The sequence below is a fragment of the Hydrogenibacillus schlegelii genome, from assembly GCF_001653195.1.
GTDB classification, from domain to species: Bacteria; Bacillota; Bacilli; order Thermicanales; family DSM-22653; genus Hydrogenibacillus; species Hydrogenibacillus schlegelii.
Map to the genome: position 1 here is coordinate 75,837 of NZ_JXBB01000063.1, position 21,783 is coordinate 97,619.

The following is a 21,783-nucleotide window of genomic DNA, read 5'->3' on the forward strand; positions in this document are numbered from 1 at the left end:
ATCCATCCTATATTGAAGAATGTGTCATACCCGTTATAATTAAGGGCAGGAACGGATCACACCCATTCCGAGGGAGGACGGAACATGACCCTTCGGATCGCGATCAACGGTTTCGGTCGCATCGGTCGGATGGTGCTCCGGCGGATCGTCGAGGTGGGGGACGCTCGCCTGGAGGTCGTCGCCGTCAACGCCACGCACCCGGCCGAGACGCTGGCCCACCTCCTCACGTACGACTCCGTCCACGGCCGTTTCCGGCGGGACGTGCGGGCGGAAGACGATTCCCTCGTCGTCGACGGGCGGCCGATCCGCCTCGTCGCCGACCGGGATCCGGCCCGCCTGCCGTGGAAGGCGCTGGACATCGACGTCGTCGTCGAGGCGACCGGCAAGTTTACCGATCGGTCGGGGGCGGAGAAGCACCTCGCCGCCGGCGCCCGGCGGGTGCTCATCACCGCGCCGGCCAAGGGCGAGGACGTCACCCTCGTCTACGGCGTCAACGAGCATCGCTACGACCCGGCGCGGCACCGCATCCTCTCCGGGGCCTCCTGCACGACGAACGCCCTCGCGCCGGTCGTCAAGGTCCTTCACGAGGCGTTCGGGGTCGAGGCGGGCCTCATGACGACGGTCCACGCGGTGACAAACGATCAAAAGGTGCTCGACAATCCCCATAAAGATCTCCGCCGGGCCCGGTCGAGCGGCCAGTCGATCATCCCGACGACGACCGGCGCCGCCAAAGCGGTCGGCAAGGTGCTGCCGGAGCTCGCCGGGCGCCTCACCGGCCTCGCCCTCCGGGTGCCGACGCCGAACGTCTCCGTCGTCGACCTCGTCGCTGAACTTCGCCGCCCGGCGACGCCGGAGGAGCTCCTCGCGGCCTTTGAGGCCGCCGCCGCCGGCCCGCTTCAGGGCATCCTCGGCGTTTCGAAACTTCCCCTCGTCTCGGTCGACTTCAACGGCGATGACCGGTCGGCGATCGTCGACGGGCCGACCCTCGACGCTGTCGGCCGCATGGTCAAGGTGATGGCGTGGTACGATAACGAATGGGGCTATTCAGCCCGGATCGTCGATTTGCTCCGCCTCATCGCCGACCGGGAGGCGACGGGGGGGCGGCCGGCGGCGGAGCGGGCCCGACCGGAGCCGGAAGCGGCCGTCCGGCCGTAAGGGCCGATCGGTATTGATGATCGCGCCGCCGATCGTGCGGCGCCGTCCGTCCGTAAGGGCCGATCATGAATGAATAACACGATCGTTTTAACCGTAAAAATGGACTGCATCCCATTTTTACGGTTTCTTTACGTTCTCTTTACAAAGCCTTAACCACCGGTCGCCGACCGGCCGCTATCATAGGACTTGGACGGAGCCCAGACGCGGCCCGAACCACGCGATGAAGGAGGGCATGCCGGTGCGAAGCGGTCGGAAAGGATGGGCGCTTCTTTTGCTGCTGGTCGCCGCGATCACGGTTCTGGCGGCGTGCGGCGGTCAGGGCGCGCCGTCCGGGAATGCGGATCAGAACGCGACCGGGACGGAAGGGACGAATCAGGACGCCGGCGGAACGGAAGGGACGAAGACGGACACAGGGGGAACGACCGACGAACTGACCGGATCGATCACCGCGGCCGGGTCGACGGCCATGCAGCCGCTCGTGGAAAAGGCCGCCGAGATGTTCATGGAAAAGCATCCGAACGTCAAAATCACCGTTCAGGGCGGCGGAAGCGGCACGGGGCTTTCTCAGGTCGCCCAGGGCGCCGTCGACATCGGCAACTCCGACCTCTTTGCTGAAGAAAAGCTGAAGCCGGAAGAGGCGAAGGACCTCGTCGACCACAAGGTCGCCGTCGTCGCCATGGCGGCGGTCGTGAACCCCGATGTCGGCGTCGACAACCTGACGCAGCAGCAGCTCATCGACATCTTCACCGGCAAGATCACGAACTGGAAAGACGTCGGCGGGAAGGATGTGAAGATCACCCTCGTCAACCGGCCGGCGAGCTCCGGCACCCGGGCGACGTTCAAGAAGTACGCCCTCAACGGCGCCGAGGAAGCTTCGGGCATCGAAGAGGACTCGTCCGGCACGGTGCGGAAGATCATCGCCGAAACGCCCGGGGCGATCGGCTACCTCGCCTTCTCGTATCTCGACGGGTCGGTGAAACCCCTCAAGATCGACGGCGTCGAGCCGACGGAAGAAAACGTCATCACGAACGCCTACAAGGTCTGGGCGTACCAGCACATGTACACGAAGGGCGAGCCGCAAGGCGTCGTGAAGGCCTTCCTCGACTTCATGCTCTCGGAGGAAGTGCAAAACGGCCCGGTCGTCGAGGGCGGCTACATCCCCGTCTCGAAGATGAAGGTCGAGCGGGACGCCGCGGGGAACGTGACGCAGAAATAGACGCAGAAAGAAAGGCACGGTTTGCCGTGACGCCGGCCAAAAGGGGGAGAACGCTCCCCCTTTTGTCATTTTCCCGCAAAAGGGGGCCCGGCGCCCGCAAGACGTCGGGCGGTCTGCAACGCCGGCCGTCTCATCCGGCCGGACCCTAAGCCGGGCGCCGGCATGCCCTTGCGCCGCAGACGAAAATCGACAATAATACGGTGGGATTCAGACCGCCCGGCGGGCGAACGGACGGGCGGAACCGGAAGGACGGGCAGAAAGGACGGACGGGTCGGATGGAAGCACATCCCCTGATCGCGGGCCGGCGGACGCGGGAAGGCTTTCGGGACCGGCTCGGCTACGCGGCGACGCTTTTGTCCGTGGCGGTGATCCTCGTCGCCGTCGCGGCCATTTACCTGTTCGTGTTTTCCCGGGGCCTGGCGACGTTTTTCGTCAACCACGTCAACGTGCTGGACTTTTTGTTCGGGACGGAGTGGCGGCCGACGCTCACCGAATCCGAGGGCGGCCCGAAGTTCGGCGTGCTGCCGTTTATCGTCGGGTCGTTCATCGTCACGTTTTTCTCGGCCCTCATCGCCGGCCCGATCGGCATCGGCGCGGCGATCTTCATGACCGAGATCGCGCCGTCCTGGGGGCGGAAGCTCATGCAGCCGGTGATCGAGATCCTCGTCGGCATTCCGTCGGTCGTCTACGGCTTTACGGGGCTCACGCTCATCGTGCCGTTCCTCCGGGAGCATGCCGGCGGGCTCGGCTTCGGGCTTCTCGCCGGGATTCTGGTGCTTGCGGTGATGATCCTTCCGACGGTGACGAGCATTTCCGTCGATGCCCTCTCGGCCGTCCCGCCGGAGATCAAGGCCGGCTCGTACGCCCTCGGGGCGACCCGCTGGCAGACGATCTGGCGCATCCTCATGCGGGCGAGCGCCCCCGGATTCGTTACGGCGGTCATCTTCGGCATGGCCCGGGCGTTCGGCGAGGCGCTGGCGGTGCAGATGGTCATCGGAAACGGCAAGAACATGCCGACGAGCCTCCTCGAACCGGCCTCGACGATCACGACGGTCATCACGATGAACATGGGGAACACCGTCGCCGGTTCGGTGGAAAACAACGTCCTCTGGTCGCTGGCGCTTCTTCTCCTCCTCATGTCGACGGTGTTCATCTTCGCCGTCCGCTGGGTGGGCCGCCGCGGGAGGTTGATGTCCCGATGACGGCAAAGATCGTCGATCGGGTGATGACGGCCGTCTTCTATCTCATCGCGGCGCTCCTCGTCGTCCTGCTGGTCGGACTGCTCGGCTACATTCTTGCTCGGGGGCTTCCGAAGCTTTCGTGGACGTTTCTGACGAGCCCGCCCCAGAGCCTCTCCGCCGGCTCCGGCATCGGACCGCAGCTGTTTAACTCGATTTATATGCTCTTTTTGACGATGCTCTTTACCGTCCCGATCGGCGTCGGCGGCGGCATCTACCTGGCGGAGTACGCCCGGCCCGGTCGGCTGACCGACACGATTCGGGCGGCGATCGAGGTGCTGTCGTCGCTTCCGTCGATCGTCGTCGGACTCTTCGGCCTCATCGTCTTCGTCTACTACACCGGCTGGGGCTACACCCTGATGGGGGGCGCCCTCGCCCTCATGCTCTTCAACCTGCCCCTCATGGTCCGGACGAGCGAGGAGGCGATCCGGGCGGTGCCCCACGAGCAGCGGGAGGCGAGCCTCGCCCTCGGCGTCTCTCGCTGGCGGACGATCACCGACGTCGTCCTGCCGTCGGCGCTTCCGGGGATCGTGACCGGCGCCATCCTCACCGCCGGCCGGGCGTTCGGCGAGGCGGCGGCCCTCATCTTCACCGCCGGCATGTCGACGCCGCGGCTCGATTTTCACGACTGGAATCCGCTTTCGCCCACGTCGCCTTTCAATCCGTTTCGCCCCGGTGAAACGCTCGCCGTCAACATCTGGAAGGTGAACTCCGAAGGGCTCATCCCGGACGCCAAGGAAGTCTCCGCCGGAGCGTCGGCGGTGCTCGTCATCGCGGTTTTGCTCTTCAACCTGATGGCCCGCTTTCTTGCCCGGGTTTTCTACCGGCGGATGACGGCGGCCAAGCTCTGAGGGACGATCCGGTCGGGACGGGAAAAGCTGTCGATTTTTCACGAAGGGTGTCTTTTCGCCTTCCGGAGAGATGCGGTAAACTGAAAGCGAGAGCGGGAGAAGGAGGGCCCCGGCACCCCGCTGCGCGCCCGGAGGCTCGCCGCAGCACAACCGGAGAAAGTGTGGTGGATCATCGTGACCGACTCGCTCACCAGCGCCCCGCCGAGGCCGGTCTGGGTCGTCGATCGGTGGTCTGAGACCCGCGCGCTGGAAGAAGCGGAAGATCGGGCGGTCAGTCAACCGGCCGCCGAAGGCGCCGTTGCCATCGAGACGCGGTCGCTCAACGTCTACTACGGCGACGTCCACGCGATCAAAGACGTGAGCCTCAAGTTTTACAGGCACGAGATCACCGCCCTCATCGGCCCTTCGGGTTGCGGTAAGTCGACGTATCTCCGGTCGCTCAACCGGATGAACGACACGATCCCGACGGCCCGGACGACGGGGCAAATTCTCCTGGACGGCGTCGATGTGGGTCGTCCGGACGTCGACGTGTGGGCGCTCCGGAAGCGGGTGGGGATGGTCTGGCAGCGGCCGAACCCGTTCAACAAGTCGATTTATGAAAACGTCGCTTTTGCCCCCCGTTTTCACGGCGTGCGGAAAAAGAAAGACCTCGACGAGATCGTCGAGCGGAGCCTCCGGGCGGCGGCCCTCTGGGACGAGGTGAAGGACCGGCTGCACGAGTCGGCCCTCGGGCTTTCCGGCGGCCAGCAGCAGCGTCTTGTCATCGCCCGGGCGCTCGCCGTCGAGCCGGAGATCCTTCTCCTGGACGAGCCGGCGAGTTCTCTCGACCCCGTTTCGACGGCGAAGATCGAGGAGCTCCTGTTCGAACTGAAAAAGCGCTACACGATCATCATCGTGACGCACAATATGCAGCAAGCGGCCCGGATCTCCGACCGGACGGCCTTCTTTCTGAACGGCGAACTCATCGAATATGCGGACACGAAGACGATCTTCACCCGGCCGTCCCGGAAGGAGACGGAAGACTACGTGAGCGGCCGCTTTGGCTGAGCGTCGGTTTCGCTTGGGCTGAGCGCCGGTGGGCGCGTCGGCCGAACGCCGGGGGCGCTCCGCCAGAACGGCCGAAGACGGGGGATCGCCTTGACGACGGAGACGAAAGCGAAGACCGTGCTCAGCGTGCGCGGTCTTAATTTGTATTACGGCCGGGCGCAGGCCCTGTTCGACATTTCCCTCGACGTGCGGGAGCGAAGCGTTCTCGCCCTCATCGGCCCGTCCGGGAGCGGAAAATCGACGTTTCTCCGCTCTCTGAACCGGATGAACGATCTCGTCAAGGACGTCCGCATCACCGGGGAAGTCTTCTGGCGGGGGAAGAACATCTACGCCCCGGGGGTCGACCTCGTCGAGGTGCGGAAGAAGATCGGCATGGTCTTCCAGCGGCCGAACCCGTTTCCCCTGAGCATCTACGACAACATCGCCTACGGCCCCCGCATCCACGGCATCCGGGATCGGCGGCGTCTCGACGAGATCGTCGAGCGGAGCCTCCGGGCGGCGGCCCTCTGGGACGAGGTGAAGGATCGGCTGCACGAGTCGGCCCTCGGGCTTTCCGGCGGCCAGCAGCAGCGTCTCGTCATCGCCCGGGTGCTCGCCGTCGAGCCGGAGATCGTCCTCATGGACGAGCCGACGAGCGCCCTCGACCCGATCTCGACCGCCCGCATCGAGGCGCTCATCGACGAGCTCCGGTCGCGCTACACGATCGTCATCGTCACCCACAACATGCAGCAGGCGGCCCGCATCTCGGACGAGACGGCCTTTTTCTTAAACGGTCGCCTGATCGAGCACGCGGCGACGGCGGAGCTCTTTCAGCGGCCGAAGCGAAAGGAGACGGAAGACTACATCACCGGCCGTTTCGGCTGACGCGGTCGCTGCGGGCCGCGGGAACCGGGCGCCTCGGAGCGGGGGCGCCCGGTGTGCTGTATCGGTGTGCTATAATGGAAAAAACGCGAAGGAGCGTGGAGGATGCGCTGCCCGTACTGCGGCCACGGCGAGACGCGGGTGCTCGAAAGCCGGCCGGCGCAGGACGGCCGCGCGATCCGGCGGCGCCGGGAGTGCGTCCGCTGCCTGCAGCGGTTTACGACCTTTGAGACCGTCGAGATGGAACCGCTCGTCGTCGTCAAAAAAGACGGCACCCGGGAGCCGTTCCAGGCGGAGAAGATCGTCCGGGGGCTCATGCGGGCGTGCGTCAAGCGGCCGGTGAGCCTCGAGACGATGCGCGCGATCGCCGAAGACGTCGAGCGGGAAGCCCGCGCCCGGGGCCAGCGGGAGATCGCGAGCACGGCGATCGGCGAGGCGGTGCTCGAACGTCTGCTCGACGTCGATCAGGTGGCGTACGTCCGGTTTGCGAGCGTCTACCGGGCGTTTGCGGATATCGACGGCTTTTTGGAGGAGCTCAGCCGGCTGGAAGCGCGGCGGCCGGCGGCCGCCGGGGCAGGGGAACAACGCGCCGATGCCGGTGGACCGGCGGAAGGCCGGGAGGAGGAAGATCCGTGAGCGCCGGTCGGCCGGGGAGGAGGATCTCCGCCGGCGTCCTGATCGCGTTGGCGGCGGCGTTTCTTTCCGGCTGTCCGCGGCCCGCGCCGCCCGCGCCGGACGGCGGGACTCGGCCGCCGGCTTCCGCTTCCCATCCGGCCGACGACGGGCCGGTGCGCGGCGGGACGCTCAAGATCGCCACCGAGGCGCCGGTTGCGGGGGACCCGCTCGGCCTCGAGGAGGCGATCGTGCGGCCGGATCCGTCCTGGTCCCTGGTCTACCGGGGGCTCGTCCGCCTCGACGGCGGGCGGCTCGTCGGCGATCTCGCCCGGGACGTCCGGATCGAGCGGGCGGGCGAGACGGTCGTCGTTCGCCTGCGCCTGGACGGCGCCCGGTTCGACGGCGGGGCGCCGGTGACGGCGGCGGACGTTCGGCGGTCGCTTTCGCTTTATTTGAGCCCGTTTTACACCGGGGCGTTTCGCGATCATCTGTCGGCGCTGGAAGGGTCGTCCGCCTACCGGAGCCGCGGGGACGAGGCCGCCCTCGCCGTCGCCGAGGAGGGCGATGCCGTCGTCCTCCGGGCCCGGACGCCGACGGCGCTTTTTTTCCGGGCGCTTCAGGCGCCGATCTTTCCGGCGGCGGCGCTTCCGGTGCCGGACGGGCGGGCGGCGGTCCGGGCGTTTGCCGAGCGGATTCGCGCCGGCGAGGTGCCGGGGACCGGCCCGTACCGCGTCGCCGAAGCCGGTCCCGGCCGGCTCGTCCTCGTCCGGGCGGAGACGCCGGAAGGCCGGGCGGCGCTCCTCGATCGGGTGGAGATCGCGACGGTCGAGCCGGGGGGGACGCCGGAGGGGGCCGACGTCCTCATCCGGCTTCGCGCCGGCGAACGGCCGGAGGGCCGGTGGAGCGAGGATCGGGCGCCCCTGCCGTATGTGTTGTTCCTCGCCTTCGATGTCCGGCGGACTGCCCGCGAGCTCCGGCAGGCGGCGGCCCATCTCGACCGGACGGCGCTGGCCGAGGCGCTTCAGGCTGCCGGGTTTCGAGCCCGACCGGAGGCGGCGTACGGGCCGCCGGGGCTTTGGACGGAAGCGGCGGATCCGGGCGGCGGGACGGCCCGTTCGGCCGACCGGCCGGTCAGGGAAACGGGCGGGGAAAAGAGTAACGCCGGAAAGGGGCCTGCCGACGCCGGCGGATCAGGCGCCCTTTCCCTCGCCTACGATCGGGATCACCCCTTCGGCGCCGCCCTGGCGCCGGCGATCGTATCGGCGCTTCAGGCCTCCGGCTGGTCGATCGCCGGCGAGGAGCTTCCCCGGGAAGCGTTTTACGCGAAGGTGATGGCCGGGGAGGGCTCGCCGGCGTTCCTCTGGCCGCTCGCCGACCCCGACGTCGTCGGCGAGTGGTGGCGCCTCCTCGGCACTCCCCATGACGTCGACCGCCTCGGGCTGAACGTGATGCATTTTTCGGATTCGGTCGTCGATCGGGCCCTCTCCGCCGCCTACCGGGCGATTCCCGGGACGGAAGACGGCGCCGTCCTCCGGCAGGCGTTCGAGCGGATCGCCGCGGCGGCGCCGCTTGTCCCTCTTGTCCGGCCGGAGGCCGTCGTCTGGGTCCGGGAGGGGGTGCACGTCGGGCTTCCGGCGCTCGGCCGACGGCCGCCGGTCGAACGGTGGTGGAAGGCGGAAAAGGAGGGGCGGTGATGCCGGAAAGCGGGTGGATCATCGTCGGCGATCCGCCGGCGCTGTCGCCGGCGGATCGATCGACGCTGGCCGACTGGTATCTTCCGGTGATCGGCCTGGAGGCTTACGGCCTCTACCTCGCCCTCGTCGACCGGCGGCCGGCTCCCGGGCCGGTGCCGGCGGCGGCCTTTTACGCCCGCCTCGGCTTTCGGCCGGCGGAGGCGGAACGGTTCGACGACGTCCGTCGCCGGCTGGAAGGGGTCGGGCTTCTCCGGACGTTTGCCGAACGGCCACAGAACGTTCTCTTTTTGCAGCTGCAGTCTCCCCTCCGGCCGGAGCAGGTGGCCGCCAGCGACGTCCTCCTGGCGCTCCTCATCGACCGGCTGGGACCGGCAGAGCTCGAGCGGCTGGCCGAACGATACGGCCTCGCCTCGGACGACCGGCCGGCGGCCGAGCCGGGGGAGGAGGTGACCGCCCCCTTCCGCGAGGCGTACCCGGAGGCGGTACCGGCCCGGATCGTCGCCGATCTGTCCGCCGAGGCGCGCTCGCTCCTTCGGGCAATCCGCCGGGCCGGGGAGCGGCGCCTGGCCGCCGTCGAGCGGGTGCCGGGGGCGCCGCCTTCCGAGGTCCGGCGGGCGGCCGGCCCGGCCGGCGCCGCCGGGCCGGCGCCGGACGCCGCTCGGCCGGCTGACCCGAAAGCGCAGTTCGAACGGCATCTTCGTTATCTGAAGTCGGTCTCGCCGTACGACCTGCTCCGGAACTATCAGGGCGGCGGCGAGCTTTCCCCGGCCGACGAGCGGCTCGTCCGGACGATCCTCGAAGAGATCGGGCTTCCCGCCGAAGTGACCAACGTCCTCATCGATTACGTCCTGCTCGTCAAAGACCACAAGTTTCCTCGGGCCTTCACGGAGAAAATCGCCGCCAGCTGGAAGCGGAAAGGCTTTCAGACCGCCGAAGAGGCCCTCGCCTACGCCCGGGCCGAGTACCGGCGCCAGATGAAGGCCAGCGCCCGACCGACCAAAGGGGCGCCGCCCCGGCGGACGCCGGCGGAAGGCGACCGGCGCCGGCGGCTGCCGGCGTACATCGTCGCCCAGCTGGAAGCGGAGCGCCGGGCGTGGGAGGCGGCGGGGGAGCCGGCGTCGGGAAAGGGGGAGGAGGATGTTTGAGCCGATCAAAGCGGCGCTCCGGCGGGCGGCGCCGGACGGCCTTCCGGATCGGTCGAAGGGGACGGAGCTCGAAGGGCGGCTTCTTTCCGACCCGCGGGTTCGCGAGCTTATCGACTCTATCGGCGTGGCGCCGGAGGCCGCCCTCCGTTCGGCGCCGGCCCTCCTCCGCTACCTGGAGGAGGCGGCGTCCTGCGCCGGCTGTCCGGGGCTTTCGGCCTGCACGCACGCCTTCCGCGGTCACGTGCCGGTCCCCCGGCGGGGGGAAGACGGCGGTCTCATCTTTGCCTACGAACCGTGCGCTTTTGAGCGGCAGGCCCGGGAGGCGGCCCGCCGCCGGCGGCTGTTTCGGACGCTGTCGATTCCGGAAGAACTTCGCGCCGTTCGGATGGGCGACCTCGTCCGGGACGAGCACAACGCCCGGGCGATCGCGGCGGCGGAGGCCTTTTTGGCCCGGCAGATCAGAAGGTCCGGCCGCCCGGAAGCCGGGGCCCGCGGCCTGTATGTGTACGGGCCGTTCGGCGTCGGAAAGAGCTACCTCATGGCGGCCGTCGCCGGCACGCTCGTCGACGCCGGGGTGTCGGTCTTTTTCGCCTACGTCCCGGCGCTCGTTTCGGAGCTTCGGGCGGGCGTCGGCGACGAGACGTTTCTCGACCAGCTCCGGGAGCTCATGACCGTCGACGTCTTCATCCTGGATGATCTCGGCGCGGAGCAGGTGACGCCGTGGGTCCGGGACGCGGTGCTTTTGCCGGTCCTCTCGACCCGCGCGGAAGGCGGCCGGCCGACGCTTTTTACGTCGAACCTTCCGCCGGAGGATCTTCTGGAGCTGTACGGCGGGGCGTCCCGGGACGGGGTGATCGATGAGCTCCGGGCGCACCGGCTCGTCGAGCGGATCCGCACCCGGAGCGAGGTCGTCTTCATGGGCGGTCCGAACCGCCGCCTGAGCCCTCCGGCCGCCGGGCCCCGGACGCGCTGACGGGGCGCCCGTCCGTTCGGCCGGCGCCTCGGGGCCGTTCCGCCGGTGCCGGGAAGGGATTTCGAGGCTCCGCCTGTGAAGAGGCTCCGCTTGTGCAAAAGGGGGCAACCGGGCAGGCGTCGTGGGACGCTTGCCGATGCGGAGAAAACGGCATCCGATGCCGGAGAGAAAGCGGGGAGAGGGATGGCCCAGATCGATGCGGTGCTCGACCGCGCCCGGCGCGGCGAGCGGCTTACGCTGGAAGACGGGCTCGTGCTTTACGATTCGAACGACATCGAAAAGCTCGGCGCCGCGGCTCATGAGCGGATGCTCGCCTTTCATCCGGAGTTTCCCATCACGACGTTCGTCATCGGCCGGAACGTCAACTATTCCAATGTCTGCGATACCTACTGCCGATTTTGCGCCTTTTACCGACCGCCGGACCACCCGGAGGGGTACGTCCTGGACGAGGAGACGATCATGCAAAAAATCCAGGAACTCGTCGACGTTGGCGGCACGGAGCTCCTCATGCAGGGCGGGACGCACCCGAATCTTCCCCTCGAGTACTACCTCGATCTCGTCCGGAAGATCAAGGCCCGTTTTCCGCAGGTGGACATCCATTCGTTTTCCACGATCGAGATCAAAAAAATGAGCGAGGTCTCCGGGAAAAGCATCGAAGCGGTGCTCCGGCTGCTGAAAGAGGCCGGGCTCGGCTCGCTCCCCGGCGCCGGGGCGGAGATCCTCGACGACCGCATCCGGTTGAAGATCGCCAAGCGGAAGGGCTCCTGGCGCGAGTGGATCGACATCATGGAGACGGCCCACCGGGTGGGGCTTCACACGACGGCGACGATGGTCATCGGCTTCGGCGAGACGGTCGAAGAGCGGCTGCTTCACATGATCCGCCTCCGGGAGTCGCAGGACCGGGCGAAGGCGATCGGCGCCGTCGGCTACCTCGCCTTCATCCTCTGGACGTTCCAGCCGGAGAACACCCATCTCCCGGCGCGAAAGATCGGCGCCGAAGAGTACCTGAAAAACCTGGCCATCGCCCGGCTCATGATCGACAACATCCCGAACTTTCAGACCTCATGGGTCACGATGGGGCCGGAAGTCGGGAAGCTGTCGCTTTCGTACGGCTGCAACGATTTCGGTTCGACGATGATCGAGGAAAACGTCGTCTCCGCCGCCGCCTGCACCTACAAGGTGAACACGAATCTCATCCTCGACCTCATCCGGGAAGCCGGCCGCATCCCGGCCCAGCGGAATACGAAGTACCAGATCCTGCGGATCTTCCGGGAAGGCGAGCGGGCGGAGCGGGATTTCATTATGCAAAATTGACGCGGGGGTCGATCCATGCGCGTTGAACCATGTCCTGTGCCGCTTTTGCCGCCCCTCTACGCGGCCTACGTCGACCGGCGGCCGGAGGCGCTCGGGCGCTTTGAGGCGGACCCGTGGGATGCGGGAACGTGGCGCCGGCGCCTCGACGCCCTCGCGGCGACCCGGCCGCTTCGCCTCGACGCCGCCGCCGTCGCCGAGGCGCTCCGGGCGTTCAACCGGGAGATCGGCGCCGACGAGCGGGCGATGGCGTCGATCGACGCCATTGCCGCCGGAGCGCCGGTCGTCGTCGGCGGCCATCAGGCGATGCTCTTCGGCGGGCCGCTCTTTGTTTTTCTGAAGGCCTTGAGCGTCATCCGGCTCGCCGAAGACCTTTCGGCGCGCCTCGGCGAACGGATCGTCCCCGTCTTCTGGATTGCCGGGGAAGACCATGACTTCGCCGAGGTCGGGGGGCTTTATGCCCTCCGGCCGGACTGGACCATAGAGAAGATTGCCCTCGAGCCGCCGGACCCCGAGCGTCGCCTTTCCGTAAGCCGCCTCCACCTCTCCGAGGCGGCGCTTCGGGAGGCGGCGGACCGCCTCGCCGCGACCTGGCCGGAGACGGAGTTCAAGCCGGCGGCCGAAGCGCTCCTCCGCGACGCCGTGGCCGGCGGCGGGAGCCTCGTTCAGGTCTTCGGTCGCCTGATGGCGCGGCTTTTCGCCGGGACCGGGCTCGTCTTCCTCGACAGCGACGACCCCCGGCTCCGGGTCGTCGAACGGCCGGCGTTTCGCCGGCTCATCGAGGCGGCGCCGGCGGTCCGGGGGGCGCTGGCGGCCGGCGCGGCGGTCGTCCGGGATCTCGGGTTTTCGCCGCAGCTCGACGCGGCGGACGGGGCCTATCTTTTTCTCCACACCGAAGCGACGGGCCGGGTCGGGCTTCGGTTCGTCGGCGACGGCTTTTCCGATCGGCGCGGGGAGCACCGGTTTTCGACGGCGGAGCTCCTCGCCATCGCGGAGGCGGCGCCGGAACGGCTGTCGACCGCCGCCGGCACGCGGCCGATCATGCAGGAGATGCTCTTTCCCGTCCTCGCCGCCGTCCTCGGGCCGAGCGAGGTCGCCTACTGGGCGGAGCTCAAGGAGGCGTTTCGGGCGCTCCGCCTCGTGCTCCCGCCGGCGGTGCCGCGCTTTCAGGCGACCGTCGTCGAGCCGTCCCTCGCCCGGGCGCTCGAGGACGTCGGCGGCGAGGCCCACCGGGCGGTGGCCAATCCGGCGTACATCGAGGCGTGTCAGGCGGCATGGCTCGAGGCGCAGGGAACGGCCCGGCGGCTCGAGGAGCGGTTTCAGGAGATCCGCCGGGCGATCGAGGCGCTGTATGCGCCGCTCGTGGCGGAGCTTGCGGCGCTCGAAAAGGGGCTCGGCCCGATGGCCGAGGAAAATTTGCGCAAGATTTTAGGGCATGTTGATTTTCTCGCCGCCCGGGCCCTGCAGGCGGAAAAGCGGCGGCTCGACGGCGCCGCCCGGCGCTTCGAGCGGATTCGGCAGCTCCTCGCCCCCCTCGACCGAACTCAGGAGCGGGTGATCGGGCCGTTTCACTTCATCGTCCGGCACGGGCTTGAGGCATGGCACGAACGATGGCGGGCGCTTTCCCTTCCCTTCGACGGCCGGCATCATCTCGTCTACTGGGACGGCGGCGGGGGGTGAGGGGATGCGGATCGGCATCGCCTGCTATGCTTCGGTCGGCGGATCCGGCGTGCTCGCCTCGGAGCTCGCCCGCGCCCTCGCCCGGCGGGGGCACGAGGTCCACGTCATTTCCGACGGGACGCCGTTTCGTTTGCGAAATCTGGAAGATCGCCTCGTCGTCCACGTCGTCGAGCCGCCGGCGTACGACGTCTTCCGCCACCCGCCGTTTGAACTGGCGCTGGCGGCGAAGATGGCCGACGTCATCCGGCACGCCGACCTCGACATCCTGCACGTCCACTACGCCGTCCCGTTTGCCACCAGCGCCTTCCTTGCCCGGGCGATGGTGCCGGGGCACCGGGTGAGGACGGTGACGACGCTCCACGGCACCGACATCTTCTTGCATGCGTACGACTACGCCCTCACGGCGGCGGTCCGCCTCGGCATCGAAGCGAGCGACGCCGTGACCGCCGTGTCGCATCACCTCGCCGACGAAACCCGGGCCGTCTTCGGTACCGACCGGCCGATCGAGGTGATCCACAACTTCGTCGACCCCGACCGCTTCCCGCCCCGCTCGAGTCCGCCGCCCCGGGCGGCGGCGCTTCGCCGCGCCCTGGCACCGGCGGGGGAATTTTTGCTGCTCCATGTGTCGAACTTCCGGCCGATCAAGCGCGTCGGCGACGTCGTTCGGGTGTTCGCCGAGGTTCGAAAGACGCACCGGGCGCGCCTCCTTCTCGTCGGCGACGGGCCGGAGCACGCTCGGGCGCTGGCGCTCGCCGAGGCGCTCGGCGTCGCCGAGGACGTGCACGCCCTCGGCCGAATCGACGACGTGGCGGCGGTGTACGCCGCCGCCGACGTGCTCCTTTTTCCGTCGGAGAAGGAAAGCTTCGGCCTTGCGGCGGCGGAGGCGATGGCCGCCGAAGTGCCGGTCGTGGCGAGCGCCGCCGGCGGGCTTCCGGAGGTCGTCGAAGATGGCGTGACGGGATTTTTGCTCCCGGTCGGGGACGTCCCCGCGATGGCGGCGGCCGTCCGGCGCCTTCTCGACGACCCGGGCCTCCGGCGGCGGATGGGGGCGGCGGGCCGAAGGCGGGTCGCCGAGCGCTTTTCGCCGGCGGCCCAGGTGGCGCGGTACGAAGCGCTCTATAAGCGTATCATTATACATCAATAAACTAAAACCAATGAAAAAAATGATCTTGACAATTCAAACCGGGCGGATTAAATTAATACTACCCGGGTGGCGGAAAGTCCCCTTTTGCAACATGATTTCTGAAATATAGCAACTAATGAATTCATCGGTAAATTACCCCCGGGGGTATTGTGGCAACGGCCCGGTGCGGGCCGGATCCGAGGAAAGGAGGGGTTGCCGCGCCGGCGGCGGGGTCGGCGCCTTCAGAACCTTGACGTCAGTGCGTCCGGCCTCGAGTCGCGATCGGAGGGGAAGGCTTTTGCGAAGGCCGATGGGGAGAAAGGAGGGAGCAGGTTGACGGAAGCGGTGCGGGAGCTCGACCTCGCCCTCGATCGGGAGCTTGTCGAGCGGCTGTCCGACCCCGCGACGATCGAGCGGCTCATCCGGCTTCTGGATAAGCTGGAGACCGTCGAGGCGCTCGTCGAGATGATCGACGGATTTTTCCGACGAGGACCGGAGCTTGCGGATTCGGTGAACGGCCTCATCCAGGTGCTTCGGGACGGCCTCCGGACGCCGGAGATCGCCGAGCGGATCGAGACGGTCTTCCAGGCCGGGCGGCGGGTTCAGGAAGTGCTCGATTCCCCGGCGGTGCGGGCGCTCTTCGAGGAGGATGTGCTCGATACGCGCTCGATCGCCCTGATCGGAAAGGTCGCCCGGGCGATGCAACGGGCGGCGGTGGAGGCCGCCGAGCCTTCGGCGCTCCAGAAACGCGTCGGCCTGATCGGCCTCATGCGGGCCCTGAGCGATCCGGAGCTTCAGCCGGCGCTCAACTTCGTCTTCGGCCTGGCGCGACATCTGTCGCGGGAGCTCACCCATGCATGAGCTTTCGATCGCCCATCAGCTCGTCGAGCTGGCGGTGGAAAACGCCGACCGGATGGGCCTTCGCCGGGTGACGGCGCTCCACGTCCGGGTCGGCGCCCTCTCCGGGGTGGTCCAGGAAGCCCTCCGCTTTGCCTACGACATCGCCGCGGCGGGGACGGCGGTGGAAGGCGCGCGCCTCATCATCGAAGACGTCCCCGTGGTGATCTACTGCCCGGCATGCCGGGCGGAGCGGTCGCTCCCGGCGCCGGTGCCGGCCCGCTGTCCGGTGTGCGGGACGCCGTCCGGCGACGTCCGGGCGGGGCGGGAGCTGGAGCTTTACGCCCTGGAGGGCGAAGCGGACGAGGAGGGGAACCGGTGACGATGACGCCGCGCATCGTGGAGATCCGGCAAAACGTGCTCAAAAAAAACGATCTTTTGGCCCGGGAGCTCCGGGAGCGGTTTCGGACGGCGGGCGTCTACGTCGTCAACCTCGTCTCCGCGCCGGGGGCCGGGAAGACGACGGCGCTCACCGAGCTCATGCGGCGGCTTGCCGGCGCCGGATGGCGGGTGGCCGCCGTCGTCGGCGACCTCGCGACGGACAACGACGCCGAGCGGCTTCGGGCGAGCGGGGCGGCGGTCCGACAGATCACGACCGGCACCGTCTGCCACCTGGAGGCGGAGATGGTCGCCCGGGCGATCGAGGGATGGGATCTCGGTTCGCTCGATTTTCTCTTCATCGAAAACGTCGGCAATCTCGTCTGTCCGGCCAGCTACGATCTCGGCGAAAACGAGCGGGCGGTGCTCTTTTCGGTCACCGAGGGAGAGGACAAGCCCGAGAAGTACCCGACGCTCATCAACAGCGCCGACCTGGCGGTGGTCACGAAGATCGATCTCGCCGAGGCCGTCGGCTTCGATCGCCGGCGGTTTCAGGAAGCCGTCGAGCGGGTCCGCCCGGGGATCGAGGTGCTGGAGATTTCCGCCCGAACCGGCGCCGGCCTCGACCGCTGGCTCGAGCGGCTTTTGGCAGGCCGAGCCGCCGCCCGGGTGCGGTGAGGGGATCCGCCTTCCGGCCGTCCCCGTGCTCCTGGCGGGGTCGACGGAGGATTCCGACCGCTTTCGGGCGGTCTGAGCGCCTCGAAGCGGCGGACGCATGCGTCGGACGGAAGATGCGATGGGACGGAGGTGCCTGGGATGGCCAATCTCTTGTGGATGCACGGCGGGGCGTGCAACGGGAACACGCAGTCGTTTCTGAACGCCGACGAGCCGACGGTGATCGACCTCGTCCGGGACTTCGGCATCAACATCCTGTATCATCACTCCATTTCGATGGAGTTCGGCCATCAGGTCCAGCACCTGCTGGAACAGATTTTGAGCGACGAAATCCCCCTGGATATCCTCGTCTTCGAGGGGACGGTCATCCAGGGGCCGAACGGCACGGGGCGCTACGACATGTTCCACGAGCGGCCGAAGAAAGACTGGATCTGGGAGCTCGCCCACAAGGCGAATTTCGTCGTCGCCGTCGGCGATTGCGCTTGCTGGGGCGGCATCCCGGCGACGAAGCCGAACCCGTCGGAGTCGGTCGGCCTGCAGTACCTAAAAGGCGAGCGCGGCGGGTTTCTGGGCAAGGACTTCCGCTCCAAGGCCGGCCTTCCGGTGATCAACATTCCGGGCTGCCCGGCGCACCCGGACTGGGTGACGCAGATCCTCGTGGCCGTCGCCACGGGCCGGCTGGAGGACATCCAGCTGGACGAGCTGCAGCGCCCGCAGACGTTCTTCAAGACGTTCACGCAGACCGGCTGCACGCGCGTGCAGTACTTCGAGTGGAAGGAGCCGGTGGAAGAGTTCGGCCAGGGCACGCGCAAAGGGTGCTTGTTCTACGAACAGGGTTGCCGCGGTCCGTTGACGCATTCGCCGTGCAACCGCATCCTCTGGAACCGGCAATCGTCGAAGACGCGCTCCGGGATGCCGTGTATCGGGTGCACGGAACCGCAGTTCCCGTTCTTCGACCTCGCGCCGGGAACGGTGTTCAAGACGCAGAAGGTGCTCGGCTCGATTCCGAAGGAAGTGCCGCCGGGCGTCGACTCCCTGAGCTATTCGATCAGCGCGGCGGTCTCGCGGGCGGCGGCGCCGAAGTGGGCCAAAGAAGAGATGTTCGTGCCTTGATGTCATCCGCGGGGTCATGCCGGCACGCGGCGATCGCATCAGGACGATCGTGATCAGATCGATACGAAAAGGCGGTGGAGCACGATGAGCCAAAAAGGGTCCGAAATCAGGACGATCGATCGGAAGGATCTCAAGGTGCATTCGCTCGGCCGCGTGGAAGGCGATCTGGACGTCCGCGTGGCCATCGAAAACGGCGTCGTCGTCGACGCGTGGACGGAAGCGACGATGTTCCGCGGGTTTGAGATCATCCTGAAGGGCAAAGACCCGCAGGCCGGTCTCATCGTCACGCCGCGCATCTGCGGCATCTGCGGAGGCAGCCACTTGACGAAGGCGGTCTATGCCATTGACACCGCCTGGAGCACGGAGGTCCCGCCGAACGCGACGCTTGTCCGGAACATCGCGCAGGCGGTGGAGACGCTGCAGAGCATGCCGCGGTGGTTTTACGCGCTCTTTGCCATCGGCCTGACCCATGAAAACTACAAGAAATCGCCGCTGTACGATGAAGTCGTAAAGCGGTGGGCGCCGTTTACGGGCACGAGTTATGAGATCGGCGTCATCGAGTCGGCGAAGCCGGTGGAGATCTACGCCATCTTCGGCGGCCAGTGGCCCCACTCCAGCTTCATGGTGCCCGGAGGCGTGATGTGCGCGCCGACGCTTTCCGACGTCACGCGTTCGATCTCCATCCTCGAGCATTATCGCGAATACTGGCTGGAGAAGGTGTGGCTCGGCTGTTCGGTGGAGCGCTGGCTGGAGAACAAGACGTGGAAAGACGTCCTCAACTGGCTGGAGGAAAAGCCCGAACACCGCGATTCCGACCTCGGCCTCTTCATCCGCTACAGCATGGACATCGGCCTCGACAAGTACGGCCGCGGTCCGGGGCGCTTCATCGCGATGGGCAGCTTCTTTGAGCCGGATCTCTACCGGTTCCCGACGATCGAGGGCCGAAACCGGGCGCTCATCTCCCGCTCCGGCGTCTACGACGGGGAGAATTTCCACGATTTCGACCAGATGCGCGTCCGCGAAGATCACACGTATTCCTTCTTCCGCGGCGGCGGCGCGTATCACCCGTTTGACGGCGTCACCGAGCCGATCGATCCGCAGGAAGGCGCCAAAGAAGGCAAGTACACCTGGGCCAAGGCACCGCGCTACGACGTTCCCGGGATCGGCGAGCTCGCCCTGGAAGCCGGACCGCTGGCGCGCCAGGTGATCGCCGGCCGTCCCGGCGCCGAGAAACATCAGGACTACGATCCGCTCATCTTCAACATCGTCAAGGAGATCGGTCCGAGCGTCATGGTCCGGGTCCTCGCCCGCATGCACGAGGCACCGAAGTACTACTTGCGCGTCAAAGAGTGGCTCCGGCGCATCGACCTGAACGACAAGTTCTACATCAAGCCGAAGGAACTTCCGGACGGGCGCGGTTTCGGAGCGACGGAGGCCGCCCGCGGGGCCCTCGCCGACTGGATCGTGCTCAAGGACGGGAAGATCGAAAACTACCAGGTGATCACGCCGACGGCGTGGAACATCGGCCCGCGCGACCGGCACGATCAGCGGGGTCCGATCGAGACGGCGATGATCGGCACGCCGATCCGAAATCCCGAAGATCCGGTGGAGCTCGCCCACATCGCCCAGAGCTACGACTCGTGCCTCGTGTGTACGGTCCACGCCTACGATGCGAAGACCAAGCAAGAGATCGCGAAGTATGAAGTGACCCAGTTCTGATGAGGGGAGTCGACGTGTCCACGCTCATCATCGGCTGCGGCAATTTGCTCCGACGAGACGACGGGGTCGGCCCGACGCTCATCCGGCGGCTCTGGGCGCTCGGGCCGCCGTCCGGCGTCCGCCTGGCGGACGGCGGCACCGCCGGGATGGACGTCGTGTTTCAGATCCAGGACGCCAAGCGCCTCATCATCGTCGACGCCGCCAAGACCGGCGCCGAGCCGGGAACGATCTTCGAGTTGCCGGGGGCGAAAGCGGAGACGCCGCCGCTGACGGCGGTCAACCTGCACGACTTCCGCTGGGATCACGCCCTCGCCGTCGGGCGGTGGCTCCTCAAAGAGCGTTTTCCGGAAGACGTGACGATTTACCTGATCGAAGCCAAAGATCTCGAGTACGGCGTGGGGTTAAGTCCGGAAGTCGAAGCGGCGATGGAGCGGTTGGCCGCTTTGCTCGTGCAAAACGCGGGGGGTGAACCCCAGGCGCAGGGGATGTCAGGTGGTTGAGTTTACAGAAAAAGGGTACCTGCACCTGACGGCGGAAGAAGCGGCTCGTTTTCCGACGCATACGGTCATCGCCCTGCTTCGCGACGATGAACTGTGGCTCATGCCCGTCCGGCGCGCCGCAAGCGGAGGGCTGCTCCTCAAGCAGATCAACCGCCGGGGCGACCGCAGCCTTTTCATCGAGGAGCTGTTCCGCGACCGGCCGGGAGGTTATCCCGTTGGAAAGCGCTCCGGCCGGTGGGATGAAGAGCGTGGGGCGTTCATCATTCCGCTTGAGCCCGCCCGGCCCTTCCGCGGGACGTCCGGGACGCGAAAGCCCTAAAGAGGCCATCGGCCGAAGAAAGGGGGAATCCGATGTTCCGGCCTCAGGCGATCGGCGTCTTTCCGGGTGCGGCGGGCTTTTTTTTACTTCCGGAAGTCGTAGGCCACCAGGCGCTCATCACAAAGCTCCTGCGCGGCGAGCCGCCGGAAACTTGGCCGGAGGCGTGGCGCTTTTTCCGGGCGGCCTTATCCGGCGCCCCGGAGGAAACCGTGCTGTCGCTTCTTCCCGATGCGCCGGAAGGGCGGTTTAACCGATTTGTGTTGCGCCCCGAGGCAGAGGCGTTCCGAGCTGCGCTCGCGGCGGCCGACGATGAGATGCGGTTATTGCTTCAGGCGGCGGCCTGGAGGCTCGGGTTTCCCGTCGAACCGCCGCCCTACGAAGGGGCGGACGGCGAAATTCGGGCCTTCCTGCTCGCCACCCACGCTTACGCCGCCATCGCTTCCGGCGATTGGGCCAAGGCGCTTTCCTTCCTCTACGACGCGGCAGAGAGCGTCCGCGCGCTTTCGCCGATTTTTGCCGCCCGGCTGTATGCCGAGCGGGCGGCCCTCTTGCAGTCGCTCACCGTTCAGCCGGTGCCCGTTCATGCCGCGGCCCCCCCGCCGCAGGGGGGGACGGAAGCCGGCGCGTTCGACGCTTCCGTCATCCGGTCGGCCACGGATGTCCAGTCGCCGGTCGAGGGCTACCGGACGGCGCTTAAGCTCCTGGACCGAACCGCATTTGACGAGATGCGCGGGGAAATCTGGCTGCAGCTCGGCACCGCGCTCCAGGCCGAGGCCGGAGGGCAGAAGTCCGCGCTTCTGGAAGCCGTTCGCTGTTACCATGAAGCGCTGAAATGGCTCAAGCGGGACCGGCATCCGGAGGCGTATGCCCTGGCGCACATGAACCTCGCCGTCGCCTACCTCTCGATGCCGATGCACGAAGCGCGGCATTCGCTCCGCGCGGCGCTGGCGGTTCAGTCGCTCCGGGAGGCGCTCCGCCACTTTACGAAGGAGACGCACCCCGACCTTTGGGCCAGCGCGACGATCAACCTGGCCAACGCCATTCAGCATGTGAAATCGTCCCACCTGGAGGACAACCTGTGGGAGGCGGTGTCGCTCTACGAAGAGGTGCTCAGCCTCCCGGAGGTGAGGGACGATCCGTTGCGGCGGGCGCGCGTGCTGGCCAACCAGGGAAACGCCCTCGCCCATCTGGGAGCCTTTTCTCGGGCCGTTCCGCGCCTTGAGGAGGCGAAGCGGCTGTTTGCGGCGCACGGCGATGCCGAGGCGGCTCAAGCCGTGTCCGCGGTGCTCGCAGAGATTGACCGACGCCGGAAGGAAGTGCAGCGGTGAGCGCA

At 67.5% G+C, this 21,783-nt stretch carries 21 protein-coding genes; all 21 read left to right on the top strand.

The annotated features are described in order from the left end of the window. Window positions 1–84: 84 nt before the first annotated feature. The 21 genes from gap (at window position 85) to SA87_RS11905 (ending at window position 21,778) form a co-directional block, all read left to right on the top strand. On the top strand, window positions 85–1,155 hold the full coding sequence (gene gap, locus SA87_RS11805) for a type I glyceraldehyde-3-phosphate dehydrogenase (RefSeq protein WP_066203538.1): 1,071 nt from the start codon (window positions 85–87) through the stop codon (window positions 1,153–1,155). 232 nt (window positions 1,156–1,387) lie between these two features. Then, complete coding sequence (locus SA87_RS11810; protein ID WP_066203541.1) at window positions 1,388–2,371, top strand: phosphate ABC transporter substrate-binding protein; 984 nt, start codon at window positions 1,388–1,390, stop codon at window positions 2,369–2,371. Between the two features lie 275 nt (window positions 2,372–2,646). Continuing rightward, entirely contained in the window at window positions 2,647–3,573 is a 927-nt protein-coding gene (gene pstC / locus SA87_RS11815; RefSeq protein WP_066203543.1) for a phosphate ABC transporter permease subunit PstC, read from the top strand. Continuing rightward, the gene (gene pstA / locus SA87_RS11820; RefSeq protein WP_066203545.1) at window positions 3,570–4,460 is read left to right on the top strand and encodes a phosphate ABC transporter permease PstA; all 891 of its coding nucleotides are present in this window, start codon (window positions 3,570–3,572) and stop codon (window positions 4,458–4,460) included. Before pstC ends, pstA begins: the two co-directional genes overlap by 4 nt. A 246-nt stretch (window positions 4,461–4,706) precedes the next feature. Beyond that, window positions 4,707–5,507 carry a phosphate ABC transporter ATP-binding protein PstB gene (gene pstB, locus SA87_RS11825; protein ID WP_082718183.1) on the top strand — a complete coding sequence of 267 codons (801 nt, stop codon included), beginning with the start codon at window positions 4,707–4,709 and terminating at the stop codon, window positions 5,505–5,507. Window positions 5,508–5,597: 90 nt separating this feature from the next. Further along, window positions 5,598–6,371, top strand: a complete 774-nt coding sequence (gene pstB, locus SA87_RS11830) for a phosphate ABC transporter ATP-binding protein PstB (protein ID WP_082718179.1) — start codon at window positions 5,598–5,600, stop codon at window positions 6,369–6,371. Window positions 6,372–6,473: 102 nt separating this feature from the next. Beyond that, on the top strand, window positions 6,474–7,004 hold the full coding sequence (gene nrdR, locus SA87_RS11835) for a transcriptional regulator NrdR (protein WP_066203548.1): 531 nt from the start codon (window positions 6,474–6,476) through the stop codon (window positions 7,002–7,004). Then, window positions 7,001–8,677: an ABC transporter substrate-binding protein gene (locus tag SA87_RS11840; RefSeq protein WP_066203557.1), complete on the top strand. Its 1,677-nt coding sequence runs from the start codon at window positions 7,001–7,003 to the stop codon at window positions 8,675–8,677. Before nrdR ends, SA87_RS11840 begins: the two co-directional genes overlap by 4 nt. Then, window positions 8,677–9,822, top strand: a complete 1,146-nt coding sequence (locus SA87_RS11845; RefSeq protein ID WP_066203562.1) for a DnaD domain protein — start codon at window positions 8,677–8,679, stop codon at window positions 9,820–9,822. Before SA87_RS11840 ends, SA87_RS11845 begins: the two co-directional genes overlap by 1 nt. Beyond that, window positions 9,815–10,795: an AFG1/ZapE family ATPase gene (gene zapE, locus SA87_RS11850; RefSeq protein WP_066203568.1), complete on the top strand. Its 981-nt coding sequence runs from the start codon at window positions 9,815–9,817 to the stop codon at window positions 10,793–10,795. Before SA87_RS11845 ends, zapE begins: the two co-directional genes overlap by 8 nt. A gap of 183 nt (window positions 10,796–10,978) precedes the next feature. Then, window positions 10,979–12,109 carry a cyclic dehypoxanthinyl futalosine synthase gene (mqnC, locus tag SA87_RS11855; RefSeq protein WP_066203577.1) on the top strand — a complete coding sequence of 377 codons (1,131 nt, stop codon included), beginning with the start codon at window positions 10,979–10,981 and terminating at the stop codon, window positions 12,107–12,109. Window positions 12,110–12,124: 15 nt separating this feature from the next. After that, the gene (gene bshC / locus SA87_RS11860) at window positions 12,125–13,786 is read left to right on the top strand and encodes a bacillithiol biosynthesis cysteine-adding enzyme BshC (RefSeq protein WP_082718315.1); all 1,662 of its coding nucleotides are present in this window, start codon (window positions 12,125–12,127) and stop codon (window positions 13,784–13,786) included. Between the two features lie 4 nt (window positions 13,787–13,790). After that, on the top strand, window positions 13,791–14,930 hold the full coding sequence (bshA, locus tag SA87_RS11865; protein ID WP_066203583.1) for an N-acetyl-alpha-D-glucosaminyl L-malate synthase BshA: 1,140 nt from the start codon (window positions 13,791–13,793) through the stop codon (window positions 14,928–14,930). Window positions 14,931–15,242: 312 nt separating this feature from the next. Beyond that, the gene (locus tag SA87_RS11870) at window positions 15,243–15,770 is read left to right on the top strand and encodes a helical membrane plugin domain-containing protein (RefSeq protein ID WP_066203673.1); all 528 of its coding nucleotides are present in this window, start codon (window positions 15,243–15,245) and stop codon (window positions 15,768–15,770) included. After that, window positions 15,763–16,128: a hydrogenase maturation nickel metallochaperone HypA gene (gene hypA / locus SA87_RS11875; protein WP_066203587.1), complete on the top strand. Its 366-nt coding sequence runs from the start codon at window positions 15,763–15,765 to the stop codon at window positions 16,126–16,128. Before SA87_RS11870 ends, hypA begins: the two co-directional genes overlap by 8 nt. A gap of 2 nt (window positions 16,129–16,130) precedes the next feature. Continuing rightward, window positions 16,131–16,802 (top strand): hydrogenase nickel incorporation protein HypB, encoded by a 672-nt coding sequence (gene hypB / locus SA87_RS11880; RefSeq protein WP_066203590.1) that lies wholly within the window; start codon window positions 16,131–16,133, stop codon window positions 16,800–16,802. Window positions 16,803–16,940: 138 nt separating this feature from the next. Then, complete coding sequence (locus tag SA87_RS11885; RefSeq protein WP_066203592.1) at window positions 16,941–17,912, top strand: hydrogenase small subunit; 972 nt, start codon at window positions 16,941–16,943, stop codon at window positions 17,910–17,912. Between the two features lie 84 nt (window positions 17,913–17,996). Beyond that, window positions 17,997–19,631 (top strand): nickel-dependent hydrogenase large subunit, encoded by a 1,635-nt coding sequence (locus tag SA87_RS11890; protein ID WP_066203595.1) that lies wholly within the window; start codon window positions 17,997–17,999, stop codon window positions 19,629–19,631. A gap of 14 nt (window positions 19,632–19,645) precedes the next feature. After that, window positions 19,646–20,131: a hydrogenase maturation protease gene (locus SA87_RS11895; RefSeq protein ID WP_245637733.1), complete on the top strand. Its 486-nt coding sequence runs from the start codon at window positions 19,646–19,648 to the stop codon at window positions 20,129–20,131. After that, on the top strand, window positions 20,124–20,450 hold the full coding sequence (locus SA87_RS11900; RefSeq protein WP_066203600.1) for a hypothetical protein: 327 nt from the start codon (window positions 20,124–20,126) through the stop codon (window positions 20,448–20,450). The genes SA87_RS11895 and SA87_RS11900 overlap by 8 nt, the downstream gene beginning before the upstream one ends. A gap of 32 nt (window positions 20,451–20,482) precedes the next feature. Further along, the gene (locus SA87_RS11905; RefSeq protein ID WP_066203604.1) at window positions 20,483–21,778 is read left to right on the top strand and encodes a tetratricopeptide repeat protein; all 1,296 of its coding nucleotides are present in this window, start codon (window positions 20,483–20,485) and stop codon (window positions 21,776–21,778) included. The last annotated feature ends 5 nt before the right edge of the window (window positions 21,779–21,783 follow it).